General features: G+C 71.5%; 20 protein-coding genes and 1 pseudogene. 9 read left to right on the top strand and 12 right to left on the bottom strand.

Annotated elements, in window-relative coordinates:
• Window positions 1-58: 58 nt before the first annotated feature.
• Window positions 59-1,114, bottom strand: a pseudogene (locus ABT288_RS33565) (RICIN domain-containing protein); the annotation flags it as partial.
• Window positions 1,115-1,418: 304 nt separating this feature from the next.
• On the opposite strand from ABT288_RS33565, the gene galU reads away from it, so the two are divergent.
• A complete protein-coding gene (gene galU, locus ABT288_RS33560; protein WP_351615934.1) occupies window positions 1,419-2,372 on the top strand; it encodes a UTP--glucose-1-phosphate uridylyltransferase GalU in 954 nt (317 codons plus the stop codon).
• Window positions 2,373-2,433: 61 nt separating this feature from the next.
• On the opposite strand, the gene ABT288_RS33555 is transcribed toward galU, so the two are convergent.
• Window positions 2,434-2,886, bottom strand: a complete 453-nt coding sequence (locus ABT288_RS33555; RefSeq protein WP_351615931.1) for a DUF4442 domain-containing protein — start codon at window positions 2,884-2,886, stop codon at window positions 2,434-2,436.
• Between the two features lie 148 nt (window positions 2,887-3,034).
• On the opposite strand from ABT288_RS33555, the gene ABT288_RS33550 reads away from it, so the two are divergent.
• Window positions 3,035-4,057 (top strand): DUF8017 domain-containing protein, encoded by a 1,023-nt coding sequence (locus tag ABT288_RS33550; protein WP_351615928.1) that lies wholly within the window; start codon window positions 3,035-3,037, stop codon window positions 4,055-4,057.
• Between the two features lie 311 nt (window positions 4,058-4,368).
• Here ABT288_RS33550 and ABT288_RS33545 read toward each other — a convergent pair whose 3' ends face one another.
• Window positions 4,369-5,823 (bottom strand): MFS transporter, encoded by a 1,455-nt coding sequence (locus tag ABT288_RS33545; RefSeq protein ID WP_351615925.1) that lies wholly within the window; start codon window positions 5,821-5,823, stop codon window positions 4,369-4,371.
• A 45-nt stretch (window positions 5,824-5,868) separates the two neighbouring features.
• The gene (locus ABT288_RS33540) at window positions 5,869-6,813 is read right to left on the bottom strand and encodes an NADP-dependent oxidoreductase (RefSeq protein WP_351615922.1); all 945 of its coding nucleotides are present in this window, start codon (window positions 6,811-6,813) and stop codon (window positions 5,869-5,871) included.
• A 102-nt stretch (window positions 6,814-6,915) separates the two neighbouring features.
• Between ABT288_RS33540 and ABT288_RS33535 the strand changes: the two genes are divergently transcribed.
• On the top strand, window positions 6,916-7,923 hold the full coding sequence (locus ABT288_RS33535) for a GlxA family transcriptional regulator (protein WP_351615919.1): 1,008 nt from the start codon (window positions 6,916-6,918) through the stop codon (window positions 7,921-7,923).
• Window positions 7,924-8,132: 209 nt separating this feature from the next.
• Complete coding sequence (locus ABT288_RS33530; RefSeq protein WP_351615916.1) at window positions 8,133-8,777, top strand: dihydrofolate reductase family protein; 645 nt, start codon at window positions 8,133-8,135, stop codon at window positions 8,775-8,777.
• An 88-nt stretch (window positions 8,778-8,865) separates the two neighbouring features.
• On the opposite strand, the gene ABT288_RS33525 is transcribed toward ABT288_RS33530, so the two are convergent.
• The 3 genes from ABT288_RS33525 to ABT288_RS33515 form a co-directional block, all read right to left on the bottom strand.
• Complete coding sequence (locus tag ABT288_RS33525) at window positions 8,866-9,711, bottom strand: spermidine synthase (protein ID WP_351615914.1); 846 nt, start codon at window positions 9,709-9,711, stop codon at window positions 8,866-8,868.
• Window positions 9,712-9,742: 31 nt separating this feature from the next.
• Complete coding sequence (gene tuf / locus ABT288_RS33520; protein WP_351615911.1) at window positions 9,743-10,915, bottom strand: elongation factor Tu; 1,173 nt, start codon at window positions 10,913-10,915, stop codon at window positions 9,743-9,745.
• Window positions 10,916-11,208: 293 nt separating this feature from the next.
• Complete coding sequence (locus ABT288_RS33515) at window positions 11,209-11,931, bottom strand: DNA alkylation repair protein (RefSeq protein WP_351615908.1); 723 nt, start codon at window positions 11,929-11,931, stop codon at window positions 11,209-11,211.
• A gap of 139 nt (window positions 11,932-12,070) precedes the next feature.
• Between ABT288_RS33515 and ABT288_RS33510 the strand changes: the two genes are divergently transcribed.
• Both ABT288_RS33510 and ABT288_RS33505 read left to right on the top strand, forming a co-directional pair.
• Entirely contained in the window at window positions 12,071-13,222 is a 1,152-nt protein-coding gene (locus ABT288_RS33510; protein ID WP_351615937.1) for a glutathione-independent formaldehyde dehydrogenase, read from the top strand.
• Window positions 13,223-13,320: 98 nt separating this feature from the next.
• Window positions 13,321-14,088, top strand: a complete 768-nt coding sequence (locus tag ABT288_RS33505; protein ID WP_351615906.1) for a TVP38/TMEM64 family protein — start codon at window positions 13,321-13,323, stop codon at window positions 14,086-14,088.
• A gap of 10 nt (window positions 14,089-14,098) precedes the next feature.
• Here ABT288_RS33505 and ABT288_RS33500 read toward each other — a convergent pair whose 3' ends face one another.
• Window positions 14,099-15,268 (bottom strand): thiolase family protein, encoded by a 1,170-nt coding sequence (locus ABT288_RS33500; protein WP_351615904.1) that lies wholly within the window; start codon window positions 15,266-15,268, stop codon window positions 14,099-14,101.
• Window positions 15,269-15,405: 137 nt separating this feature from the next.
• Between ABT288_RS33500 and ABT288_RS33495 the strand changes: the two genes are divergently transcribed.
• Complete coding sequence (locus tag ABT288_RS33495; RefSeq protein ID WP_351615901.1) at window positions 15,406-15,876, top strand: winged helix-turn-helix transcriptional regulator; 471 nt, start codon at window positions 15,406-15,408, stop codon at window positions 15,874-15,876.
• 3 nt (window positions 15,877-15,879) lie between these two features.
• On the opposite strand, the gene ABT288_RS33490 is transcribed toward ABT288_RS33495, so the two are convergent.
• The 4 genes from ABT288_RS33490 to ABT288_RS33475 all read right to left on the bottom strand — a co-directional run bounded on the left by ABT288_RS33490 (window position 15,880) and on the right by ABT288_RS33475 (window position 19,125).
• Window positions 15,880-16,155 carry a YciI family protein gene (locus tag ABT288_RS33490; RefSeq protein WP_351615898.1) on the bottom strand — a complete coding sequence of 92 codons (276 nt, stop codon included), beginning with the start codon at window positions 16,153-16,155 and terminating at the stop codon, window positions 15,880-15,882.
• Between the two features lie 140 nt (window positions 16,156-16,295).
• Window positions 16,296-17,018: a cupin domain-containing protein gene (locus ABT288_RS33485; protein ID WP_450859575.1), complete on the bottom strand. Its 723-nt coding sequence runs from the start codon at window positions 17,016-17,018 to the stop codon at window positions 16,296-16,298.
• The gene (locus tag ABT288_RS33480; protein WP_351615893.1) at window positions 17,015-17,947 is read right to left on the bottom strand and encodes a DUF6807 domain-containing protein; all 933 of its coding nucleotides are present in this window, start codon (window positions 17,945-17,947) and stop codon (window positions 17,015-17,017) included. The genes ABT288_RS33485 and ABT288_RS33480 overlap by 4 nt, the downstream gene beginning before the upstream one ends.
• Window positions 17,944-19,125 carry a Gfo/Idh/MocA family protein gene (locus ABT288_RS33475; protein ID WP_351615891.1) on the bottom strand — a complete coding sequence of 394 codons (1,182 nt, stop codon included), beginning with the start codon at window positions 19,123-19,125 and terminating at the stop codon, window positions 17,944-17,946. Before ABT288_RS33475 ends, ABT288_RS33480 begins: the two co-directional genes overlap by 4 nt.
• Before the next feature lie 322 nt (window positions 19,126-19,447).
• Here ABT288_RS33475 and ABT288_RS33470 point away from each other — a divergent pair, with 322 nt between their 5' ends.
• Window positions 19,448-19,627 carry a hypothetical protein gene (locus ABT288_RS33470; RefSeq protein WP_351615888.1) on the top strand — a complete coding sequence of 60 codons (180 nt, stop codon included), beginning with the start codon at window positions 19,448-19,450 and terminating at the stop codon, window positions 19,625-19,627.
• A 334-nt stretch (window positions 19,628-19,961) separates the two neighbouring features.
• Entirely contained in the window at window positions 19,962-22,025 is a 2,064-nt protein-coding gene (locus ABT288_RS33465; RefSeq protein WP_351615886.1) for a restriction endonuclease, read from the top strand.
• Window positions 22,026-22,046: the final 21 nt, after the last annotated feature.

Genomic DNA, 22,046 nt, shown 5'->3' with positions numbered 1-22,046 from the left:
GGCTTCCTCACCTGGTTCCTCAGCGGCTTCCACCACTTCTGATCAGGAAGGACACGGCGGGGGCGCCCCAGGTGGCGCCGGGTACGGGGACACCGTTGTCGTCGGACCAGCTCCTGACCGCGAGGACGGTGGCGAGCAGCGCGAGCGAGACCAGTCCGACGCCGACGGCCACTGCCGTGCGGTGGCGGCTGCCGGGCCCGGTGCGGTGCCTGCCGCCCGCCCCCGCCCCCGCTGCCGCCGGGGCGGGTGCCGGTGCCGGTGCGTACGGCAGGTCCTCGGCGGCGGCGCGTCCGGGCCGGGAGTCGAGGTAGCGGCGGGCGCCCCAGCCGAGCACGGTCTCGGCGAGCAGGAGGCCCAGGCCGCCGTCGAACAGGCCGAAGGTCTCGGCGGCGTACCGGCAGTAGGCACAGGCCTCCAGGTGCTGTCGCACCTCCGGCAGCAGGGCGCCGCCACGGCGCATGGGGACGTCCAGCAGCCGGTTGTAGAAGCGGCATTCCCTGGAGGGCGCGAGTTCCCGGTGGGCGCGTACGCAGCCCGCCCGGAATTGATCGCGCGCCTGTTCCAGGGCGGCCGTCGCGGTGGCCGGATCGATACCCAGCAGACCAGCGGGTATGTTTATCGGTTCCGCTTCCACCTCGGTGTGCCACAGAAGGCATTGCGAGGCGCCGGGAAGTGCCCGGAACGCGCGTTCGGCGAGTTGTCGCCTTTCCGGTGTTCCGGGGTTTGTCGCACGCAGTCCGCGGCCTCCGGCGGGTTTGCGCAATTCCGGCAGGGTCGCGCAGGCCACGTCGTCCGCCGCCCAGGCGCGGACGATGTCGCGGACGGCGACGAGCAGCTGCGGGCGCAGGGCGCCGCCGGCCACTCCGCCCGCCATCCGCCCGAGGACCTCGTGGAAGGCGGCGGTGGCCACGAGTTGCGGCACGGGACCGGCGGAGGCCAGACAGACGACGGCGTAGTCGCGGGCGGCGCGCCAGTGGCGGGCCAGCAGCAGGGCGACGGCGTGATGGCGGACGGGGTGGGGGCCGCCGAGCCGGGCGGCGAGATCGCGGTCGGACTCCCCGGGCGAACCGGGCAGCGGCGGGTAGGGCGGGCGTGGGGGGTGTGGGGACTGCACGGAACCATTTCCTTCCAGCCGCAGGACCGCACACGAAATGCCGTCCTGTCGGAAAGCAGTGCGAGGTGGGGCATACCTGGTTCTGGTACATACCTAAAGGGCCGGCCTGGGCGTTCGACGCCCGCCTCTGCCCTCCCGCGGGAAGGCTCACCTTCGCACATGCGACTCACAGGAAACAAGAAGTTCGATTGACTCGACTTCAAAGTCGGTGAAATACACAGGCGTTACCGCCGGTATCACTTCCACAGCCCGTTCCCATGTTTCTCCGGGCGCGCTCTCATCGGCGTACCCGAGCATGGGCCGCATGATCGTCCCCCACTCCCCGGCGACCCCCGCCCACCCCCGTACGGTCCGCAAGGCCGTCGTACCGGCCGCCGGACTCGGCACCCGCTTCCTGCCCGCGACCAAGGCCACACCGAAGGAGATGCTGCCGGTCGTCGACAAGCCGGCCATCCAGTACGTGGTCGAGGAGGCGGCCGCGGCCGGCCTGGACGACATCCTGATGGTCACCGGCCGGCACAAACGGGCCATCGAGGACCACTTCGACAGCGCCTTCGAACTGGAGCAGGCGCTGGCGGCCAAGGGCGACACCGTACGTCTGGACGCGGTGCGCGATCCGGCGCGGCTCGCCGACATCCACCACATCCGCCAGGGCGACCCGCTCGGGCTCGGCCACGCCGTACTGTGCGCCCGCCACCACGTCGGTGACCAGCCCTTCGCGGTTCTCCTCGGCGACGATCCGATCGACCCGCGCGAGACCCTGCTGAGCCGGATGCTTCAGGTCCGCGAACGTCACGCGGGCAGCGTGGTGGCGTTGATGGAGGTCGACCCGGCGCAGATCCACCTCTACGGCTGCGCGGCGGTGGAACCGGCGGGCGAGGACGGGGTCGTACGCGTCACCGGACTGGTGGAGAAGCCGGCGCCCGCGGCCGCGCCGAGCCGGTACGCGGTCATCGGCCGGTATGTCCTCGACCCGGCCGTGTTCGACGTGCTGGAGCGCACCCCGCCGGGCCGCGGCGGGGAGATCCAGCTGACCGACGCCCTCCAGGACCTCGCGGCGGCCGGCGCCGTGCACGGGGTCGTCTTCGACGGTCTGCGCTACGACACCGGCGACAAGGCCGACTATCTGCGCACGGTGGTCCGGCTGGCCTGTGCCCGCCCCGACCTCGGCCCCGAATTCACCGACTGGCTCAGGGAGTTCGTGGCAGGACTGGAGGAGGGCGCAGCCGGCGGCAGGGGCGGGCGACGGGCGGCGTAGCGAGAACGCACGCAAGGGGAAGGGCCCTTCTGCGGGCCCCCTCCCCCTCACCCATGTCCGCCTAGCCGTTGGGACGCAGCGTCCAGACGACGGTCATCTCCCCGGTCACGGCGCCGTCGGCGCGGCGGATCTCGATCGCCACGGGGAACTCGGGGCGCTGCCCGGCGTCCAGCTCGGCGACGACGTCGGCGGCCGGACGGCCCAGCGTGGCGGTCGCGGTGACGGCACCCATCGCGAGCTTCTTGTAGGCGATGTCGGCTCGGACGGCCAGCGGCACCGCGCGGGAGAGCTGCTCCCCGAAGGCGGCGAGCACGATGGCCCCGCTGGCCGACTCACCGAGGGTGAACATCGCACCGGCGTGCGGCCCGCCCACGTGGTTGTGATACGCGCCCTGGTCCGGCAGGGACACGACCGCCTTGTCCGGAGAGGTCTCCAGGAACTCGAGGTTCAGCGTCCGGGCCATGGGCACGGTGGCGGCGAGCATCTCGCCGATCGACATCTGGTCTGCGCTCATGGCGCCATGTTACTCATGAGTAGCCGAACCTGACCAGCAGGGAGCCGCGGCCCGCGTCCTCCCCTCCACTGAGTCGCCCCGCTTCGCTACGACCCTGACGAGGGCCGGTGACCGAATCGTGTCCCTGGCGGCACTAGGGTTACTGGCCATGTGGCCAGATCAGCAGCCGCCAGGGGGCGCGCAGAACCCGCAGAACAACCCGCAGCACAATCCGTACCAGCAGCCGGGTTACCAGCAGCCGAACCCGTACCAGCAGCCGGGATACCAGCAGTATCCGCAGGCCGGGCCGTACGGTCAGCAGCCGCAGTGGGGGCAGCAGCAGCCGCCCACCGTGCCCGTCCCGCAGCCGCCGCAGTCCGGCGGCGGCCGCACCAGGCTGATCGCGATCGCCGCGGCCACGGCGGTCGTGGTGGCCGCCGGAGTGACCGGCTATCTCGTCCTCGGCGGGAAGAACGACAAGAAGGACCAGGCCGACGGCAAGGGCGGGCAGCACGCGAGCCAGTCGCCCGCCTCCCAGACCACGGCCAGTCCGTCGGTGACGGACGACCCGCGCGGAGCCGAGACGGAGAAGCCGACCATTCCCGGCTGGAAGGTCGTGGTGAACCCCAAGTGGGGCGTCGCGTTCGACGTGCCGGCGGAGTGGGAGGTCCAGTCCCCCGGCGTCGCGGTCGGCTTCACCTTCCCGAAGAGCGAGAAGGACAAGGGCATCACCATGTCGGGTCTCGCCGAGTACAAGTCCAGTTGGTGCACCTCGGACGACGACAAGGACGGCCGCACCGAGGACACCCCGCTGGCGGTCGTGGGCACCAAGGGGGCGAGCGGCGCCAAGAACACGGACGAGATCGCCATCAACACACCGCCCTGGTGGATCTACGGCGGTTACACCATGCCGGACAAGAAGAGCATCTCGTGGGACAAGAAACCCACATCCTTCAAGTCCGCTTCGGGTGTCGAGGGCAGCTACGCGTGGGCCCAGTCGACCCACACGCCACGGAAGGGCAAGTGTGTGTCCGACGGCAAGGCGCTCACGTTCGGCTTCCAGAACTCGGCGCACGACTACGTGTCGTTCGACTTCTACGGCGCCAAGGGAGTGAACGGCGAGGTGTCCAAGGCAACCGTGCTGAAGATCCTCGGCACCGTCCGGCTGCACGGAGACCCGACGAATCAGTGAGCCCGCCGGGTGTTCCGGCCCGCCGCGTCCCGGTGGGCCGGAACACGAACGACAAGGCCGAGGCGGGCGCCGCGGCAACGGCGGTGCGGCGACAACGGCGGGTGCGGGGGCATCGGGCAGCGCGGCGGAAGCACGCGGCGCCGCGTCCGGCTTGTTTTTGCGGGCCCGCCGGTCCCCCGGGGCCAACGCGCCCCCCCAGCCGAGCGGTGGCCCTACAAAACGGCGGACGTCCGGCCCGCCGCCCCCCCCGCACGTCCCTACGGCTGGACCCGCCGCATCCGCGGCCCGGCCATGGCGGGTGATCCTCGCGCTCAGCCCTGGGCCGCCGCCCGCTTCGGCAGAAGGAAGACGACGATGCCCGCTGTGACAGCGAGGACGAACACCCCGAACGACGCGACGGCAAAGGCGTGGCCGGCGGCGGCAACCCTGCCTACTGCCGCGGGATGGAACGAGCCGAAGAAGACCGCTCCGACAACGGCGACGCCCAGCGCTCCGCCACACTGCTGGGCCGTGGACAGGACCCCGGACGCGACACCCGCCGACTCCGGTGTGACGCGGCTCAGCACCGTATTGAGCGCCGGAGTGATGACCAGTCCCCCACCGACGCTCTGCACAACGAGGGCGGGGATCACGAGCAGCGGAGTGATCCGCGGGCCGGAGACCAGCAAGAGGCCGGCCGCCAGGTAACCGCTCGCCAGTATGATCGCCCCGACCTCAAGGACACGTCGTCCATATGTCGGGATGATCCGGCTCGCCACCATGCTGAACACGAAGAACGCGGTGGCTGCCGGCGCCTGGACCAGGCCGGCGCCGAGCGCCGACATCCCGAGGCCCTGCTGCATCGTCACCGACAAGGCCAGGTAGTACGAGTAGATCAGCGCGTACAGGGCCAGGACGAGAATGATCCCGAGCGAGAACGAGCGCTGTCTGAACAGCGCCAGCGGTACCAGCGGATCCCCGCCCCGCCGTTCCAGGCCCCGCTCGACCGCGACGAACGAGCCGAACGCGACCGCGCTGCCCGCGAAGCAGGCCCAGACCCACCATGGCCAGCCCGCCTCCTGCCCCTGGATCAGCGGGAGCACCAAGAGGAAGAGGGCCGCGCTGAGCACCAGGACGCCGGGCACGTCCAGCTTGCGGGTGGCAGCCGAGCCGGTCTTCGGCAGGTGCCGAACGGCGAGCAGGAACAGGGCGGTCCCGATCGGCACGTTCACCCAGAACACCAGGCGCCAGCCGGAGCCGAACAGGTTGGCACCGATCAGCAGTCCGCCGATGAGTTGTCCGCCGATGGTGGCCATCCCCATGACGATGCCGACCGCGCCGTAGACGCTGTGCCGCCTCGCTGCCGGCACCAGCACGGTGACGAACGCGAACACCTGGGGAACCATCAGGGCCGCTCCCAGGCCCTGGACGACGCGCGCGGCGACAAGGCTGCCCGCGTTCGGTGACAGCGCACACGCGACTGATGACAGAGTGAACAGGGCCACCCCGAGAAGGAGGATCCGCCTGCGGCCGTACAGGTCGGCCAGGCGAGTGGCGGTGATGATGAAGACCGCGTAACTCAGCTGATAACCCGCCAGAACCCACTGGACATCGCCGGCGGAGGCGTGTAGGCCCGCCACGATCGAGGGATCGGCGACCACGACGATGAACGAGTCGAGGACCGCCATGAACAGGGCGGACAAGACCACCGATATCGTCGTCCAGGGAATGGCGTCAGCTCGCGCGGCCACCAACGGCGGGCCGGCTGATTTCTGGCTGCTGGCCACGATGAGAAGCCTCTTTGCGCGTTGTGGTCGGGCAGTGACGTTCCATCAGTCGACGGTGAGCACCAACTTCCCCGCGGTCCTGCCGGTTTCACCGAGCTCGTGGGCCTTGGCGGCGTCCGCCAGCGGGAAGACGGCGTCGACGTGGACCTTGAGCCTGCCGGTCTCGACCAACTCCGTGATGGCCAGCAGCGCTCGCCGGTCGGGCTCGACCAGCATGAAGCCGGAGCGGACGGAGCGCGCGGCCGCAGCCGAGGCGAGCGCCTCGGTCTCGCGAGCCGGAAGGGTGATCAACGTGCCGCCGTCGCGCAGGACCGACAGCGAGCGCTCCTGGTAGTCCCCGGCGATCGGGTCGATCACCACGTCCACATCGGAGACGACGGACGCGAAGTCGACCTCCGTGTAGTCGATCACCTCGTCCGCGCCCAGCCCCCGCACGAACCCGTGCTTGCCCGCGCCGGCCGTGCCGATGACGTACGCGCCGTACGCCTTGGCGATCTGCACCGCCAGGTGCCCCACGCCACCCGCCGCGGCGTGCACCAGGACGCGCTGTCCCTCCCGCAGGGCCGCCGTGTCCACCAGGGCCTGCCAGGCCGTCAGCGCGGCCAGCGGCAGGGCCGCCGCCTGCACGTGGTCGAGTCCGGCCGGCTTGGGGGCGAAGTGGCGTGCCGGAGCGGCCACGTACTGCGCATAGCCGCCGACCATCCGCGGAAAGCCCGGCATGCCGTACACCTCGTCGCCCGGCCGGAAGAGTCTCACGCCGCGGCTGACGGCCTCCACCACACCCGAGACGTCCCACCCCACGATGCCGTCACCAGGCAGGTACAGGACACCGGCCGCCCGGGTCTTCCAGTCCACCGGATTGACGCCGGCCGCGTGCACGCGGACCAGGATCTCCGTCGGACCGGGTACCGGCCGCTCCCGTTCCACGACCTTCAGGACCTCCGGCCCACCCGGCTCTTCGAAGGCAACGGCCAGCATCTTCTCCGCCATCCGGAATCACTCCCCCGTCTCGTTCGCGGTTGATCCACAGCCTGGCGCCGCCGGGCGGCCCAAACGAGTGGCCAGATTGCCAATAAGTGAGAGAATCTGGCCATGCAGCAGACCAGGCACCGCGTCGTCGTCCTCGCCCTCCCCGGCGTCGTCCCCTTCGAACTCGGCATCCCCGCCAAGGCCTTCGGCCTCGCCCACGGCCCGGACGGGAACCGGCTCTACGAGGTGCTCACCTGCACCCCGGACGGCCGGCCGGTGCGGACCAGCGAGGACTTCTCGATCGCCGTCGAGCACGACGCAGGCGTGATCGCCACCGCCGACACCCTGATCGTGGCGGCCGTCAAGGACCCGATCGGCGGCAGCGGCCCGCTCCCCGAACCGGTCGCCACCGCTCTGGCCCAGCTGCGGCCAGGGACCCGCCTGGTGTCGATCTGCACGGCCTCCTTCGTCCTCGCCGCCGCCGGACTGCTCGACGGGCGGCCCGCCACCACGCACTGGGCGCACAGCAAGCGCTTCCGCGAGCTGTACCCGCGGACCCCGCTCGACACCGACGTGCTCTACGTGGACGACGACGACGTGCTCACCTCGGCCGGCGCCGCCGCCGGGATGGACCTCTGCCTGCACCTGATCCGCCGCGACCACGGCAGCGAGGTCGCCAACCAGGTCGCCCGCCTCTGCGTCGTTCCGCCGTGGCGGGACGGCGGGCAGGCCCAGTACATCGCCCGCCCCGTCCCCGATGACAGCGGCAGCGACACCGCCGGGGCCCGCGAGTGGGCCCTCCAGCAGCTCCACCGGCCCATCCAGCTCGCCGAGTTGGCGGCCCAGGCGGGTATGAGCGTGCGCACCTTCAGCCGTCGTTTCCTCGCCGAGACCGGCCGGACCCCCGGCCAGTGGCTCACCGCCCAGCGGCTGGAACTCGCCCGCAGGCTGCTGGAGTCCAGCGACCTGCCGGTGGACCAGGTCGCCGAGCACGCCGGGTTCGGCAGCGCCTCCTCACTGCGCCAGCACCTCGCCGCCGCGATCGGCGTCTCACCCGCCGCGTACCGCCGTACCTTCCAGGGCCGGAACCACTCCCGGATCCGCCGTCAGCCACTCGACATCGGCGGCTGAACCCGGCCGCTCGGCCTGCCCGAGGCATGCGGCGCGGGGAACGGGCCGAGGCGGTGACGTCCGCCACGACCACACCGCCGGCGGTGGCGCTTCCCGACGCGCCTCGGAAGAAGTTGTGGGCCGCTGTCGATCCGGCCACGTCCCGTTCGACGTCATGATGTGCGGCGCCCCGCCACACGACGACGCGACAGGACCTGCCGAGGACACCCGTGGATCAACTACTGAGAGTCATGAACTTCACCGTCTCGAGTGACGGAATCGGTGCCGGTGAGCACCAGAGTCTCGAGCGGCCGTTCGGCCACGACCATCCCGAGAGGCTGTTCGCCTGGGCCGGAGCCACGGCGAGCTGGCCCATGCGCACGGATGCCGGGGGAAGCCGGGGCCTCGATGACTACTTCACGCGAGACTTCGCGCGCAACATCGGTGCCGAGATCATGGGCCGCAACAAGTTCGGGCCCCAGCGCGGGCCCTGGCAGGACCATGAGTGGCGCGGCTGGTGGGGGGAGGAGCCCCCGTTCCGCACACCGGTGTTCGTCATGACCCACCACACGCGCCCGTCGTTCACGCTCTCCGACACCACGTTCCACTTCGTCGACGGCGACCCGGCCGCGGTCCTCGAACGGGCGCGGGAAGCGGCACGGGGCAAGGACGTCCGGCTCGGCGGCGGGGTCACCACCGTCCGGCAGTTTCTCGATGCCGACCTCGTCGACACCATGCACGTGGCGGTCTCGCCGGTGAAGCTCGGGCCCGGACTACGGCTGTGGGAGTCCCCCGATGAGCTGCTCGACCGGTTCCACCTGGAGGTCGTGCCCAGCCCGAGCGGCGTGACACACCACCTGTTCTGGCGAAGGTGACGCGACGGCCCCGGTCTGCGCGGCGGACGTCGGCACCGGTGTGGGCGGAAAGGTTGTCCAGGATGCTGCAGATCGGGGCGCCGTCGGGTCAGCCGATGCCGAACGACCCGCCGGGAGGCTCGGGTGACGGTACGGCCTCGGCGTCCTCCACCGGCCGCGCCGGACCGGTGAACTCCCGCACCGACGCCCCGTGTTCGACCCGCGCCGGAAAGGCGTCCGCCGCGGTACGCCGGGCCAGGACGGCGGTGTCCAGGGGCCGGTGCGCGGCGACGAGCACCGTGTTCCCGAACCTCCGGCCGCGCAGCACCGCGGGCTCGGCGATCAGCAGCAGCTCCTCGAAAACGGCGGAGAACGTGGCCAGTTGGGACCGCAGGAACCCGAACGGCGCGGCGTCGGCGAGGTTGGCCAGATAGACCCCGCCCGGGCGCAGCACCCGCTCGGCCTCCCGCGCGTAGGCGAGCGTGGTCAGATGCGCCGGCACCCGGGACCCGCCGAAGACGTCGGCGATCAGCACATCGGCGTGATCGTCCGGGGCCGCCTCCAGCCAGGCCCGGGCATCGGCGGCGTGCACCGCGATGCCCGGGCCCTCCGGCAGCGGCAGATACTCGGCGACCAGGTCCAGCAGCCCCCGGTCGGCCTCGACGACGTCCTGCCGCGAGCCGGGCCGCGTCGCAGCCACGTACCTGGGCAGGGTCAGCGCTCCCCCGCCCAGGTGCACCACGTCCAGCGGCCGTCCGGCCTCGGCAACGGTGTCCAGCACGTGCCCGAGGCGCCGCGCGTACTCGAACTCCAGGTACGTCGGCTCATCGAGATCGACGTAGGACTGTGGCGCTCCGTCGACCGTGAGCAGCCAGGCCCGCTCCCGGTCGACGTCGGGCATCAGCTTGGCGGTGCCGTGGTCGGTGGCGCGGGTGACGGGTATCGATGCGTTCACTTCTCCATTGTGGGCGAGCGCGACACCGGCCTCACTCCACAGTGGTCACCGTCCCGGCTCCCACAGTCCTGCCCCCCTCACGGATGGCGAAGCCGAGACCGGGCTCCAGGGGAACCTCCCGCCCCAGCTCGACCGTCATCTCCACGGTCTCCCCGGGCCGGGCGATCCCCGCCTCCCCGAGGTCGACGTCCCCCACCACATCCGCGGTCCGGATGTAGAACTGCGGCCGGTACCCGGTCGCCACCGGGGTCGTACGACCCCCTTCGCGTCCGGACAGCAGATACACCCGCGCCGAGAACCGCCGGGCGGGCACCACGCTCCCGGGAGCCGCCACGACATGCCCGCGCCGCACGGCGTCGCGTGGCACGCCCCGCAGCAGCACCGCCACATTGTCCCCGGCCTGCGCCTCCTGCATCGGCTTGCCGAAGGTCTCGAGGCCGGTGACCACGGTCTCGACCTCGGCACCCAGCACCGCCACCCGGTCCCCGAGGCGGAGCGTCCCCCGCTCCACCGCGCCGGTGACGACCGTGCCCCGGCCGGTGATGGTGAGCACGTTCTCCACCGGCAGCAGGAACGGCGCGTCCAGGTACCGCTCCGGCATGGGCACGTAGGTGTCCACCGCGTCGAGCAGCGCCTCGATGGCCGCCGTCCACCGCGGGTCGCCCTCCAGCGCCCGCAGCCCCGAGACCCGTACGACCGGTACGGCGTCGCCCGGGTAGCCCTGCGCCGTGAGCAGGTCGCGGACCTCCAGCTCGACGAGGTCGACGAGCTCCTCGTCGTCCGTGCCGTCGGCCTTGTTGAGCGCGACGACGATGTGGTCGACGCCCACCTGCCGGGCGAGCAGCACGTGTTCGGCGGTCTGCGGCATGATCCCGTCGAGCGCGGACACGACGAGGATCGCCCCGTCGAGCTGTGCGGCGCCGGTGACCATGTTCTTGACGTAGTCGGCGTGGCCCGGCATGTCCACGTGGGCGTAGTGCCGGGTGTCGGTCTCGTACTCGACGTGCGCGATGTTGATGGTGATGCCGCGCGCGGCCTCCTCCGGGGCCCGGTCGATGCGGTCGAAGGGCACGAAGGTGCCGGTGCCGCGCTCGGCGAGGACCTTGGTGATGGCGGCGGTCAGGGTGGTCTTGCCGTGGTCGACATGACCCATGGTGCCGATGTTCAGGTGCGGCTTGGTGCGCACGTAGGCCGTTTTGGACATGGCTGTACCTCGAAGCCTCTCAGCCTTGAAAGGAGAATCGGGACCCCGGGGACTGGCCGACCCTCCCCCTGCGGGGTCCGCCGGACGTTCCGGGGAGGGTCAGCTTCGGGCGCCGTCGACAGCGGCCACGAGGATCAGGACGGCAGCCTTCGGCGCATCCGCGACGGCGGATGCTGCGAGGAGGAAGGCGTACCGGAACATGGGTCGATCATCGCCGAGCAGATGTCCCGCGTCGAACGATTTTCGGTGGTCGGCGAGTTGGGGCCTGCGGTGGAGCCCGCGTCGAGGCCTGCTCAGGCGCCGATGTTCTTCAGCGCCTCCCGGACGGTCAGCGGGGCGAACCGGCCCCGCTCGCGCGCCAGGAAGGCCCGTACGGCCTCGGGGTCGGTCTTGGCGTACTCGCGCAGGGCCCAGCCGATCGCCTTGCGGATGAAGAAGTCGGGGTGCCCGGACTGGAGCAGGCAGTAGCCGAACAGCCGGTCGGTGTCGGTGTGTTCCTTGCGGGTCAGCTGGTGGAGCAGGGCCGTGCGCACCGGCCACAGGTCGCCGTCGGTGATCCAGGCGTCCATGTCCGCGCCGAGCGCGGGGTCGGCGGCGACCAGCCGGCCGACCACGTGCGCCGCGAGCGCATCGACGGTGTCCCACCACGGGACGGTCGTCACGAGGTACCGGATCACCGGCAGGAGGCCGGAGGAGCACCGTCCGGCGTGCCGGCGCAGACAGTCCACCGCGAAGTAGTGGTACTCACGCTCGGGCAGCGCCCAGCAGCGCAGTGCGATCGCGGTGCAGTCGGCCTCGTCGGGGCGCGGGGTGCCCGCGAGGACGGTGCGGGACAGGGCACGGCGGTACGGGGTGGGGATGCCGAGGAAGGGCGCCACGTCCTTCATGTACGCCCGCATCGGTCCGGCCCGACCGGGATCGGCGGCGGCCGCGAACACGGCCGTCACCCGCTCCAGCACGGTGTCGGCGAGAGCACTGCGCGGCACATGCGGCGGGGTCGCGCCCGTGGCAGTCATGAACGAACCATACTATCGAATGCACGTTCGGACATCCGGCGCGAACCCCAGCTCAGCGGCCCTCGCGACGGGGGTTGCACCCCCTTCCGCACCGGCGTTACCTGGAAGTAGCGGTGGTACAGCGGCGGAGGTGACAGACGTGAAAGCCGTCGTCTACGAAGAGCCTTTCAGCGTGGTGGTGAAGGACGTCCAGGATCCCCGGATCCAGCATCCCAACGATGTGCTCGTACGCGTCACGTCGAGCGCCATATGCGGCTCGGACCTGCACATGTACGAGGGCCGCACGGCGGCCGAGTCGGGCATCGTCTTCGGGCACGAGAACCTCGGCATCATCGAGGAGGTCGGCAGCGGTGTGACCTCCCTGTCCCAGGGCGACCGTGTCGTGATGCCGTTCAACGTCGCCTGCGGATTCTGCAAGAACTGTCTCGCCGGGAAGACCGGCTTCTGCCTGACGGTCAATCCCGGGTTCGCGGGCGGGGCCTACGGCTATGTGGCGATGGGCCCGTACAAGGGCGGACAGGCCGAGCTGCTGCGGGTGCCGTTCGCCGACTTCAACTGTTTGAAACTGCCTCCGGGTGACGAGTTCGAGACCGATTTCGTGCTGCTCGCCGACATCTTCCCGACCGGCTACCACGGCTGCGAACTCGCCCAGGTCTCCCCCGGTGAGAGCGTGGCCGTCTACGGCGCCGGACCGGTGGGGCTGATGGCCGCCTACTCGGCACTGCTGCGCGGTGCGTCGAAGGTGTTCTCCGTCGACCGGGTGCCCGAGCGGCTCGCCAAGGCGGAGGAGATCGGGGCCATCCCGATCGACTTCACCAAGGGCGACCCGGCGGAGCAGATCAAGGAGCAGACCGCAGGCGAGGGCACCGACAAGGGTGTCGACGCCGTCGGCTACCAGGCCCAGGCACACGACGCCAGCCACGAGGAACCGGCCATCGTCCTCAATGAGCTGGTCATGACGGTACGGCCGACGGGCGTGCTCGGTGTGCCGGGTCTGTACGTGCCCTCGGACCCGGGCGGCCCCGACGAGCACGCCAAGCACGGTCAGCTACTGGTCTCCATCGGCAAGATGTTCGAGAAGGGCCAGCAGATGGGCACCGGTCAGTGCAACGTCAAGCGGTACAACCGCCAGCTGCGCGACCTGATCATCGCCGGGCGCGCCAAGCCCAGTTTCGTGGTCTCCCACGAGCTCCCGCTGGACCAGGCGCCACAGGCGTACGAGAAGTTCGACAAGCGGGTCGAGGGTTACACCAAGGTGGTACTGCACCCCGGTCACGCGCTCGCCGCGTAGGACATGGGTCCATGGGTCCGGGTGCCCGAGGTGCCCGGACCCGCTCGGTGCGGCCTACCTGACGGCGATCACACGCGCTCGTCGGTTAATGTCACCGGATGCTCGATGCCAACCGCTCTGGCACCGCCACGGCCTCTCCCCCGGCCGCCGCCACGGAGCTCGTCGTACCCGTGTCACCGCTGCCCCGCGCCGGGTTCGCCGGGCGGTGTGCGCGGGCGCTGGCGCATCCCCATGCCCGGCTGTCACTGCTGCTCGCCCTGCTCGCCGGTGCCGCCGCGTGCGTGCTGGCCTTCGAGCCGCAGCGGCTGCTGACGCACGGGTGGCCGCCGCAGCTGGGCGGAGCCGCGGCGGCCGCGGTGTTCGGTGTGACGTACGGGCTGTGCACCGTGGCGTTCGTGCCGCGTCCCCTGCTCAATCTGGCGGCGGGCGCGCTGTTCGGCTCGCAGCTGGGGCTGGTGACGTCGCTGGCGGGGACGGTGCTCGGGGCGGGCGTGGCGTTCGGGCTCGGCCGGGTGCTCGGGCAGGACGCGCTGCGCCCGCTGCTGCGGGGCCGCTGGTTGAAGGCGGCCGACGGCCAGCTGAGCCGGCACGGGTTCCGGTCCATGCTGGCGGCCCGGCTCTTCCCCGGCGTGCCGTTCTGGGCGGCGAACTACATCGCGGCCGTCTCCCGTATGCGCTGGTGGCCGTTCCTGCTGGCCACGGCCGTCGGCTCGATCCCGAACACCGCCGCCTACGCGGTCGCCGGCGCCCGCGCGGCCGCGCCGACGTCTCCCGCCTTCCTGATCGCGATGGCCGGTATCGCCGTACCGGCGCTGCTGGGCGCGGTGGTGGCCTGGCGCAAGCGTCACCACCTGCGCGGCCGGTGAGGGTCTCCGGTCAGACGCCCTCGAGGATCATCGCGTTGGCCAGTCCGCCCGCCTCGCACATGGTCTGCAGGGCGTAACGGGCGCCACGCTCGCGCATGGCGTGGACCAGGGTGGTGGTCAGCCGGGTGCCGCTGGCGCCGAGCGGGTGACCCAGGGCGATCGCGCCGCCGTGCACGTTGACCTTGGCCAGATCGGCGCCGGTCTCCTGCTGCCAGGCCAGCACCACGCTGGAGAAGGCCTCGTTGACCTCGAAGAGGTCGATGTCGGCCATCCTCAGCCCCGCCCTGTGCAGCACCTTCTCCGTGGCCGGGATGACGCCCGTCAGCATCAGCAGCGGATCGGAACCGGTGACGGCGAAGCTGTGCAGGCGGGCGAGCGGGCGCAGGCCGAGGCGGGCCGCGGTGTCGCTGGAGGTGATCAGGACGGCGGAGGCGCCGTCGTTGATCGGGCTGGCGTTGCCCGCGGTCACGTTCCACTCGATCTGCGGGAAGCGCTCGGCGAAGCCGGCGTCGTAGTAGGCGGGCTTGAGGCCGGCGAGGACCTCCGGGCTGCTGCCGGGGCGGACGCACTCGTCGCGGGCGACACCGTCCAGCGGCGCGATCTCGGCGTCGAACAGGCCCGTGTCCCAGGCCGCGGCGGCCTTGCGGTGCGAGGAGACGGCGAACTCGTCCATCCGGGCGCGGGTGAGGGACCACTTGGCGGCGATCAGCTCCGCGCTGATGCCCTGCGGGACCAGGCCCTCGGGGTAGCGCTCGGCGACGCCCGGACCGAACGGGTCCTTGCCGGCGGGCACGTTGGACCACATCGGCACCCGGCTCATCGACTCCACACCGCAGGCGACCACCAGGTCGTACGCCCCGGACAGCACGCCCTGCGCGGCGAAGTGCACGGCCTGCTGGGAGGAGCCGCACTGGCGGTCCACCGTGGTCGCCGGGACCGTCTCGGGGAAGCCGGCGGCGAGGACCGCGTACCGGGTGGTGTTCATGGCCTGCTCGCCGACCTGGTCGACGGTGCCGCCGATGACGTCGTCGATCAGCGCGGGGTCGACGCCGGAGCGCTCGACCAGGGTGCGCAGGGTGTGGGCGAGCAGCTGCACGGGGTGGACGTGGGCGAGGGAGCCGTTCGGCTTGCCCTTGCCGATGGGGGTGCGTACGGCTTCGACGATCACTGCGTCGCGCATGGCGGGGCCCTCCTTGGCCGCCTGGCTGTCCGCAGCGGGCCGGGGGGCGGGCTACGACAGCTACCGGTGAGTAGGAAATCCAAACTCACCATAGCTCGCTGGGTTGGAAAAACAAACCCTCCTCTAGACTGGCCCTCATGGCCGCCACGAAAGACCCGCGCCCCTGCTCCATCGCCGACGCCCTCGCGGTGGTCGGCGAGAAGTACTCCCTGCTCGTCCTGCGCGAGGTGTGCCTGGGCAACGGCCGCTTCGACCAGCTCGTGCGCAACATCGGCGCCCCGCGCGACGTCCTGGCCGCCCGGCTGCGCCGGCTCGTGGAGGCGGGCATCCTCACCAGGCGCGCCTACAGCGAGCGGCCCCAGCGCTTCGAGTACCGGGCCACGCAGGCGGGGCTGGACCTGGAGCCGGTCCTGATGACGCTCAAGGAGTGGGGCGACCGCCACATCCGCAAGGGCGCCGACCTGCCCATGGCCGTCGAGCACAGCTGCGGCAATGAACTGGTCCCGGTGGTCACCTGCCGGGCCTGCGGCGAGGAGGTCCGCCACGAGGACCTCACGGCCCATCCGCAGGCGCCGGGCTGGACGCGCACCGGCCCGGCGGCGGCGTGAGGCTCAGGGCGCCGTGAGGACCTCGTTCCACTCACGGATGTGCCAGGCCTTCACCACTCCGTGCAGGACGAACGGGTCACCGGCGACGAACTCCTCGGCCGCCTCGCGCGTGCGGAAGACGGCCATCGAGCCCTCTTCCCGGGGGTTCGCGAACGGGCCGATCAGCAGCAGCTCGCCGCGTTCGACGAACGGCTGGTAGCGGGCCACGTGGGCGGCGAAGTGGGCGGGCGCCTTCTCCTCCAGGTCGTCGGCCGACTCGTAGAACACCACGTACTTCATCGGGCCTCCCTGCGCATCGGGCCCTTCCCCGCCTCTCAAGGCTACCCGCCCGGGCGACCGGGCCGACCGGCCACGATCTGCCGCTGCGGGCCTGTTCCACGGCCACGGCGCGGACGGACCACCGCACGCCCGCAGGACCGCTAGGGCCCCGGGTAGACGTCCAGCCGCCCGCACATCCCGAACCTGCCCTGCTCAACGGGCAGTTCGGCCCGTACGACCGCCTCGGCGAGGTGCGCGACGTCACCCCGTTCCAGGCGATCCAGCTGCTCCCCCGTGGCCGCGGCGGCAGCGGCGGCACCGCTCCTCCAGCGCCGGCGCCACTCGGCGATCCGCGGCCGTACGAGCGCGGCGGCGGCCCGGTGGAAGGCGGCCAGGGGCTCCGGCCCCGAGGCCTCGCGGAGCGCCCGGTAGCCCTCCAGGGCCAGGTCACGCCGAGCGCGAGCGAGCCGCCCCCGCTCGGCCTCCGGGACGTCGGCCGGGATCGTGGTGGCGGCGGCGTACGTCTCCGGGTCGGCCAGGTACTCCGGGGGAAGCGTGAGCACCGCGTCCCCGGCCTCCGGCAGCCCGCTGTTCTGCATGAGGACGGTGATGCGCAGATCGCCCTCGCTGACCAGCCGGTGGATGGTGCCCGGCGTGAACCAGGCGACCGTGCCGGGCGCGAGCGGGGTGACCTCCTGGCCGGACGCGGTCAGCGTCTGCACCGCGCCCCGGCCGCCGGTGACGACGTACGCCTCCGAACAGGCCAGATGAACATGGGGAGTTCCGCCGCCCACCCCGTCGGCGGCGGGCCAGTCGTACACGCACAGCCGGGACACGGCGACCCCGCCGGGCAGACCCGTGAACGTGTGCTCCCCGGCGCTCACCACGGATGCGCCTGCAGGTACTCGACGACGTCCCCGCGCTGCCAGGCCCCGTCCGCCACGACGACCCGGTAGCGGCGGCGGAGCGTGTCGCCGGGGGCGAGTTCCAGCTCCTCGAAGAAGGACCAGGAGGGGGCGACGGCGGCGAAGGGCTCATTGCGGACGAACCAGTGGGCGGGGTGGGTTCCGCCCGCGCCGGAGTGGTCGTTCTCCGGGGCGTGCGCGAAGACGAGGGTGGCACGGCCGTCGGTGCCGTCGTGTTCGCCGCAGTAGGCGAGCCAGGGCGCCTGGGTGCCCATCAGCTCGGGCCCCTCCCCCTCGGGCCCGAGGATCCGCCCCTCCCGGAAGGCACGCGGACCGCGCCAGAACAGCCCGGTGTAGCCCGCCAGTTCGCGCCCGGCGGTGGTCGGGCTGCCGAAGCGGAGCGGTACGGCGCGCCGGTTGGTGATCGCACTGGTCCACGTCAGCGCCCAGGAACCGGAGTCCGGGTCGACGTCGTGGACCTCGATCCGCCGCTGCTCCTCGGCCCACAGCTGACCGTCGTACGGATGCCAGGTCAGCCGCTCGGCGACCACCGCCCGGCCGTCGGCCGCGGAGATCTCGTCGAAGCCGGCGTGGCGCATCGAGCCGACCCGCTCGGGCAGTTCGAGATACCCCTGCCCGTGCACGTAGGTGTTGCCGCCCCACAGGTTCGCCCCCGACAGGTGCGAGGCGGTCAGGGACAGGCCCTTGTGCCAGCGGTGGTCGTTCGGGCGGTAGTCGGTGACGACGGCGCCGGCGAGGGTGCGGACCGGGTGGAGGTAGGGCCGGGGCGCCTCCCAGGCGGCCTCGGGACGGTAGACGTAGGCGAAGAGCTCGACGCCGGTGACCGGTTCGCAGACGCTGATCCGTTCGCCGTGCGCGTGGACCACCCGCAGCCCGCCGCCGGTCATGCCGTGACCTCCTCGGCCGTCGCCGGTGCCCAGCCGGGGGCGCCGCCGTGCAGGGCGGTGTAGTAGGGGTCGCCGGGGCCGATCTCGCCGGCGCGGACGGTGGTGTCGGTGAAGGCCGACCTGTACAGGGCCGTGATCAGCTCCAGGCTCGTACGCCCGTCGGCGCCGCTGCTGCGGGGCCGGTCACCCGCGCGCATGCTCGCGACCAGTTCGCGCAGTTGGGCCAGGTGCGAGCTGGGCACGTCCGGACCGAAGTCCCGCCACCGTTCGGCCAGTTCGGCGGGGACGTCCGGGGCCGGGGTGATGCGCCAGTCGTCGTTGGCGTGCCCGTAGAGGTGGGTCAGTTCGACGGTCGCGCGCTCGCAGTCGATGCGGATGCGGCTGACCTCGTCGGGGCTCAGCACGCTGTTGACGACGGTCGCGAGGGCGCCGCTCCCGAAGCGGACCAGGGCGGTGGAGACGTCCTCCGTCTCGACGTCGTGCACCAGCCGCCCGGCCATGGCCCGCACCTCGCTCCACGGCCCGAGCAGGTCCAGCAGGAGGTCCATCTGGTGGATGCCGTGGCCCATGGCCGGGCCGCCGCCCTCGGTGTGCCAGCGGCCGCGCCAGGGCACGGCGTAGTAGGCGGTGTCGCGGTACCACGTGGTCTGGCAGTGCGCCACCAGGGGCCGCCCGAGGGCGCCTTCGGCGAGCAGTCGGCGCACATGCCGGGATCCGGAGCCGAACCGGTGCTGGAAGACGATCGCCGCGTACGGCCCGCCGTCCGCGCCCTCCGCCGCCTCGATCGCGTCGAAGTCGGCGAGCGAGGGCACCGGCGGCTTCTCGCACCACACCCATGCCCCGGCGCTCAGCGCGGCCACGGTCTGCGCGCGGTGCAGGGTGGGCGGGGTGCAGACGCTGACCAGGTCGGGCCGCTGCTCGGCCAGCATCCGGTCGAGGTCGGTGTAGGCGTGCGGGATGCCGGACCCGGCGCAGAAGGCCTCGACGGCGTCCTGGTCGATGTCGACGGCGGCGACGACCTCCGTCTCACCCTCCCGCGCGAGTTGGGCCAGCGCGGGCAGATGGGAGCCGCGCCCGATGGCGCCGGTGCCGATGACGGCGGCCCGGATGCGCCGGCCGGTGAACGGGGTTGCCGGACGAGGGCGGTCGGGCCTGGGCAGGAGGGGAGAGGGCGGCATAGGCGAGTTCAGCACTCCTCCGGTACGGCGGGCGCGCGGGCCGACAGTGCGGAAGCAATAGCGAGGAATACGGCAAGCAATGTAGCAAGCGCTTTCTCCTGTGCTGCAACGTAAGCGGCGACGCCGGGACCGGTCAACACCACGGACACGTGAACGTCCCTTGACCTTCCAGCGCCTGGAACAGTCCGGGAGTCGGGGCCTACCCCGGTTCTGCCGCGGCCGGGTGCCGATGCGGTCAGGTGTCGGTGACGGTGACCAACCGCATACCTTCTGGGTAGCCGGACGGTAGCGCAGTGTCAGTGCTTACCCCTAGGCTGTCCGCATGTCCCCCGATGTCCCGCCCTCTGGTTCCGTGCGGTCTGCCGCCGAGGTGAACGAGCAGATCCGGGCACTGTGGCTGCGTGCGGGCGGCACCCTGTCGGCTCAGGAGCGCGCGGAGTACGAGCTCTTGGTGGTCGAGTGGGCCGAGGCGATCCGTGGCGAGGTCGTCAAGGCGGCCTGACCCGACCGGCGGCCCGCTGCCGCCGGCCTACGCCCGCAGATGCGCGAGCGCCTCGTCCGCCACCGGATACGGCTGTTCCTCAGGCAACCGCCGTGCCGCCCGCTCCAGTTCTCCGGCCTGCACCAGGCCGTACCCCTGGGTGGCCGGCGGGGCGCGGGGGCGACGGACAGGCGTGCGGCAGGGCCCCCTCGCATCCCGCGCGGCGCTCACAGACCCTTCTGCCGGCGGTGGCCTTGCCCGGTGGATGTGCGATACGGGCATCGCTGGATAAAGTCGTTCCGTCACAACTGGTTGCGGGGACAGCCGGCGCGCCTTGGGGAGGGCCTGCACACACATGAGTCGTCGTTCTCACGGCTTGGTCGGCGTCTGGGCTGAGATGCAGAGGCAGCAGCAGCGCCAGAGGGAGGCCGAAGCCAGACGACAGAGACAGGAAGCACAGCAGGCTCGTGCGTATCAACGGCAGGCAGCCCAGAACTACCGCGAGCACAGGCAGGCGGAGGCGCTCCGTCGCACCGAGGAACTGGACGCCCAGGTCACGGCGCTGCAAGAGCTTCTCGCCTCGGGCTGCCAGGCTCCGGCGTTCAGGGCTTCCTCTCTCATGCGCACCGAAGAGATCGAGCCCTTCGCTCCGGGACCATTGGCGCAGCCCGTGCCCATGCCGCACTTCGCTCACTACCCGACAGACCGCGGATGGACCGCCGGTCGCCGCGCCCAGGCTCAGGCCGAGGCCAGGGCGCGCTTCGAGCAGGACTGGCACGCGGCCCAGGCAGCGGAGGCGCAGCGGCGGCAACAGTTGGCGTCGTACCAACGCGAGTACCGGGAATGGGCCGATGCCCAGCTGGCCGAGGTGCGGCGGCACAACGCCGGCGTCGTCGAGCTGACGGAAGGCGTCAGACGCCACGACCCCGCTTCCGTGGTCGAGTACTTCTCGGCCGCTCTCTACGCCTCCACTGCGTGGCCTGAGGGCTTCCCACGCCAGATCGCAGCAGCCTATGACCCGGCAGCCGGACAGCTGGTGCTGGACTGGGAGCTGCCCGCCTACAGCGTCGTACCCGAGGTCAAGTCCGTTCGATACATGCCCGGTGCGGACCAGGACAAGGAGACTCCCCGGCCAGTGGGTCAGCGTCGGTCCCTGTACCGGGAGGTCCTGGCACAGTGCATGCTGCTCGTGCTGCACGAACTCTTCGCCGCGGACGAGCTGGGCGCGCTCGAGTCGGTGACCTTGAACGGGTTCGTGGACGGACACGACCCCACGACGGGCCGCCCAGGCCACATCTACCTGGCGACGGTCATGGCTCCACGCTCGACATTCCGCGACCTGCGCTTGGCACAGGTGGACGCCGGCAGCTGTCTGGCCGATGCCCTGCGCGGGCAGCTCTCGGCCCGCCCCGACCAACTCACGCCGGTGCGGCCGAGCCGTCGGCCGCAGGAGGTCGGGCATCGTGTCGTCACGCAGGGCAGCGACGAGGAACCCGACCTGTTCGACATGGACCCCATCGCCTTCGAGAACCTCGTTGCCGAACTCTTCCGCGCCATGGGGATGCAGGCGGTCACCACGCAACGCTCGAACGACGGCGGCGTGGACGTCGACGCACTGGATCCGACGCCGATCCGAGGCGGCAAGATCGTCGTGCAGGTGAAGCGCTACCGCAACACGGTGCCGCCCACCGCTGTGCGTGACTTGTACGGGACCGTTCAGGACACCGGCGCCAACAAGGGTGTGCTCGTCACGACCTCGAGGTTCGGCCCTGGCTCACACACCTTCGCCAACGGCAAGCCGCTGGAGCTGATCTCGGGAACCGAACTCGTCGACCTGCTGCATCGTCACGGCCTGCGGGGACGCTTGGGAGATGGCGCCCGTCGTGCCGTGGCACAGCGGACGCCGACGGTCGTGGACACTCGCTTGCCCGACGAGCACAACGTCCTGGGCATGTCCTGGACCGGAAGTGTCGCCCTGGACGTGTGCGCTCTCGTCTGCCGTGGCAACCGCGTCCTCAGCGACGATCACTTCGTCTTCTACAACAACCCGCAGACGCCGGACGGCTCTGTCCGTGCCCTCCCGGCCACCGCACCCGACAGGGCCGCCCTCCGCGTCTCCTTCGACGGACTGCCGGATGACGCTGATCGACTGGTACTGGTGGCCGCCGTCGACCCGGAGGCCGACCCGAACGCCGATCTCTCCAGCTTCACGGACGCCTGCATCCGCCTGCTCGACCCGGCGCTGGCCGAGTTGGGACGACTGCGAGTCTCCGACGGGCGGCCAGGCGAAACCGCCCTGGTGCTCGGCTCGTTCCGCCGCAGGTCGAACGGCGACTGGGACTTCGTCCTGGGCGGCAAGGGCTACACGGGCGGTCTGGAAGGGCTCGTCCGGGATTTCGGCATCGAGGTCGAGGAGTGATGATGCCCGCGGGTGTCTGTC

This window comes from Streptomyces sp. NPDC001093 (assembly GCF_040298985.1).
Classification (GTDB): domain Bacteria; phylum Actinomycetota; class Actinomycetes; order Streptomycetales; family Streptomycetaceae; genus Streptomyces.
Note: the sequence above shows the minus strand (reverse complement) of the source record. Positions and strands in the feature narration are given on the sequence as shown.

Bases quoted from the DNA above. Each gene is read 5' to 3' on its own strand.
- ABT288_RS33505 (WP_351615906.1), top strand. From the start codon at position 13,321: ATGCTCGATGCCAACCGCTCTGGCACCGCCACGGCCTCTCCCCCGGCC.
- ABT288_RS33535 (WP_351615919.1), top strand. From the start codon at position 6,916: ATGCAGCAGACCAGGCACCGCGTCGTCGTCCTCGCCCTCCCCGGCGTC.
- ABT288_RS33515 (WP_351615908.1), bottom strand. From the start codon at position 11,931: ATGACTGCCACGGGCGCGACCCCGCCGCATGTGCCGCGCAGTGCTCTC.
- ABT288_RS33540 (WP_351615922.1), bottom strand. From the start codon at position 6,813: ATGGCGGAGAAGATGCTGGCCGTTGCCTTCGAAGAGCCGGGTGGGCCG.
- ABT288_RS33475 (WP_351615891.1), bottom strand. From the start codon at position 19,125: ATGCCGCCCTCTCCCCTCCTGCCCAGGCCCGACCGCCCTCGTCCGGCA.
- ABT288_RS33465 (WP_351615886.1), top strand. From the start codon at position 19,962: ATGAGTCGTCGTTCTCACGGCTTGGTCGGCGTCTGGGCTGAGATGCAG.
- ABT288_RS33495 (WP_351615901.1), top strand. From the start codon at position 15,406: ATGGCCGCCACGAAAGACCCGCGCCCCTGCTCCATCGCCGACGCCCTC.
- ABT288_RS33550 (WP_351615928.1), top strand. From the start codon at position 3,035: ATGTGGCCAGATCAGCAGCCGCCAGGGGGCGCGCAGAACCCGCAGAAC.
- ABT288_RS33555 (WP_351615931.1), bottom strand. From the start codon at position 2,886: ATGAGCGCAGACCAGATGTCGATCGGCGAGATGCTCGCCGCCACCGTG.
- tuf (WP_351615911.1), bottom strand. From the start codon at position 10,915: ATGTCCAAAACGGCCTACGTGCGCACCAAGCCGCACCTGAACATCGGC.
- ABT288_RS33480 (WP_351615893.1), bottom strand. From the start codon at position 17,947: ATGACCGGCGGCGGGCTGCGGGTGGTCCACGCGCACGGCGAACGGATC.
- ABT288_RS33470 (WP_351615888.1), top strand. From the start codon at position 19,448: ATGTCCCCCGATGTCCCGCCCTCTGGTTCCGTGCGGTCTGCCGCCGAG.
- galU (WP_351615934.1), top strand. From the start codon at position 1,419: ATGATCGTCCCCCACTCCCCGGCGACCCCCGCCCACCCCCGTACGGTC.
- ABT288_RS33490 (WP_351615898.1), bottom strand. From the start codon at position 16,155: ATGAAGTACGTGGTGTTCTACGAGTCGGCCGACGACCTGGAGGAGAAG.
- ABT288_RS33500 (WP_351615904.1), bottom strand. From the start codon at position 15,268: ATGCGCGACGCAGTGATCGTCGAAGCCGTACGCACCCCCATCGGCAAG.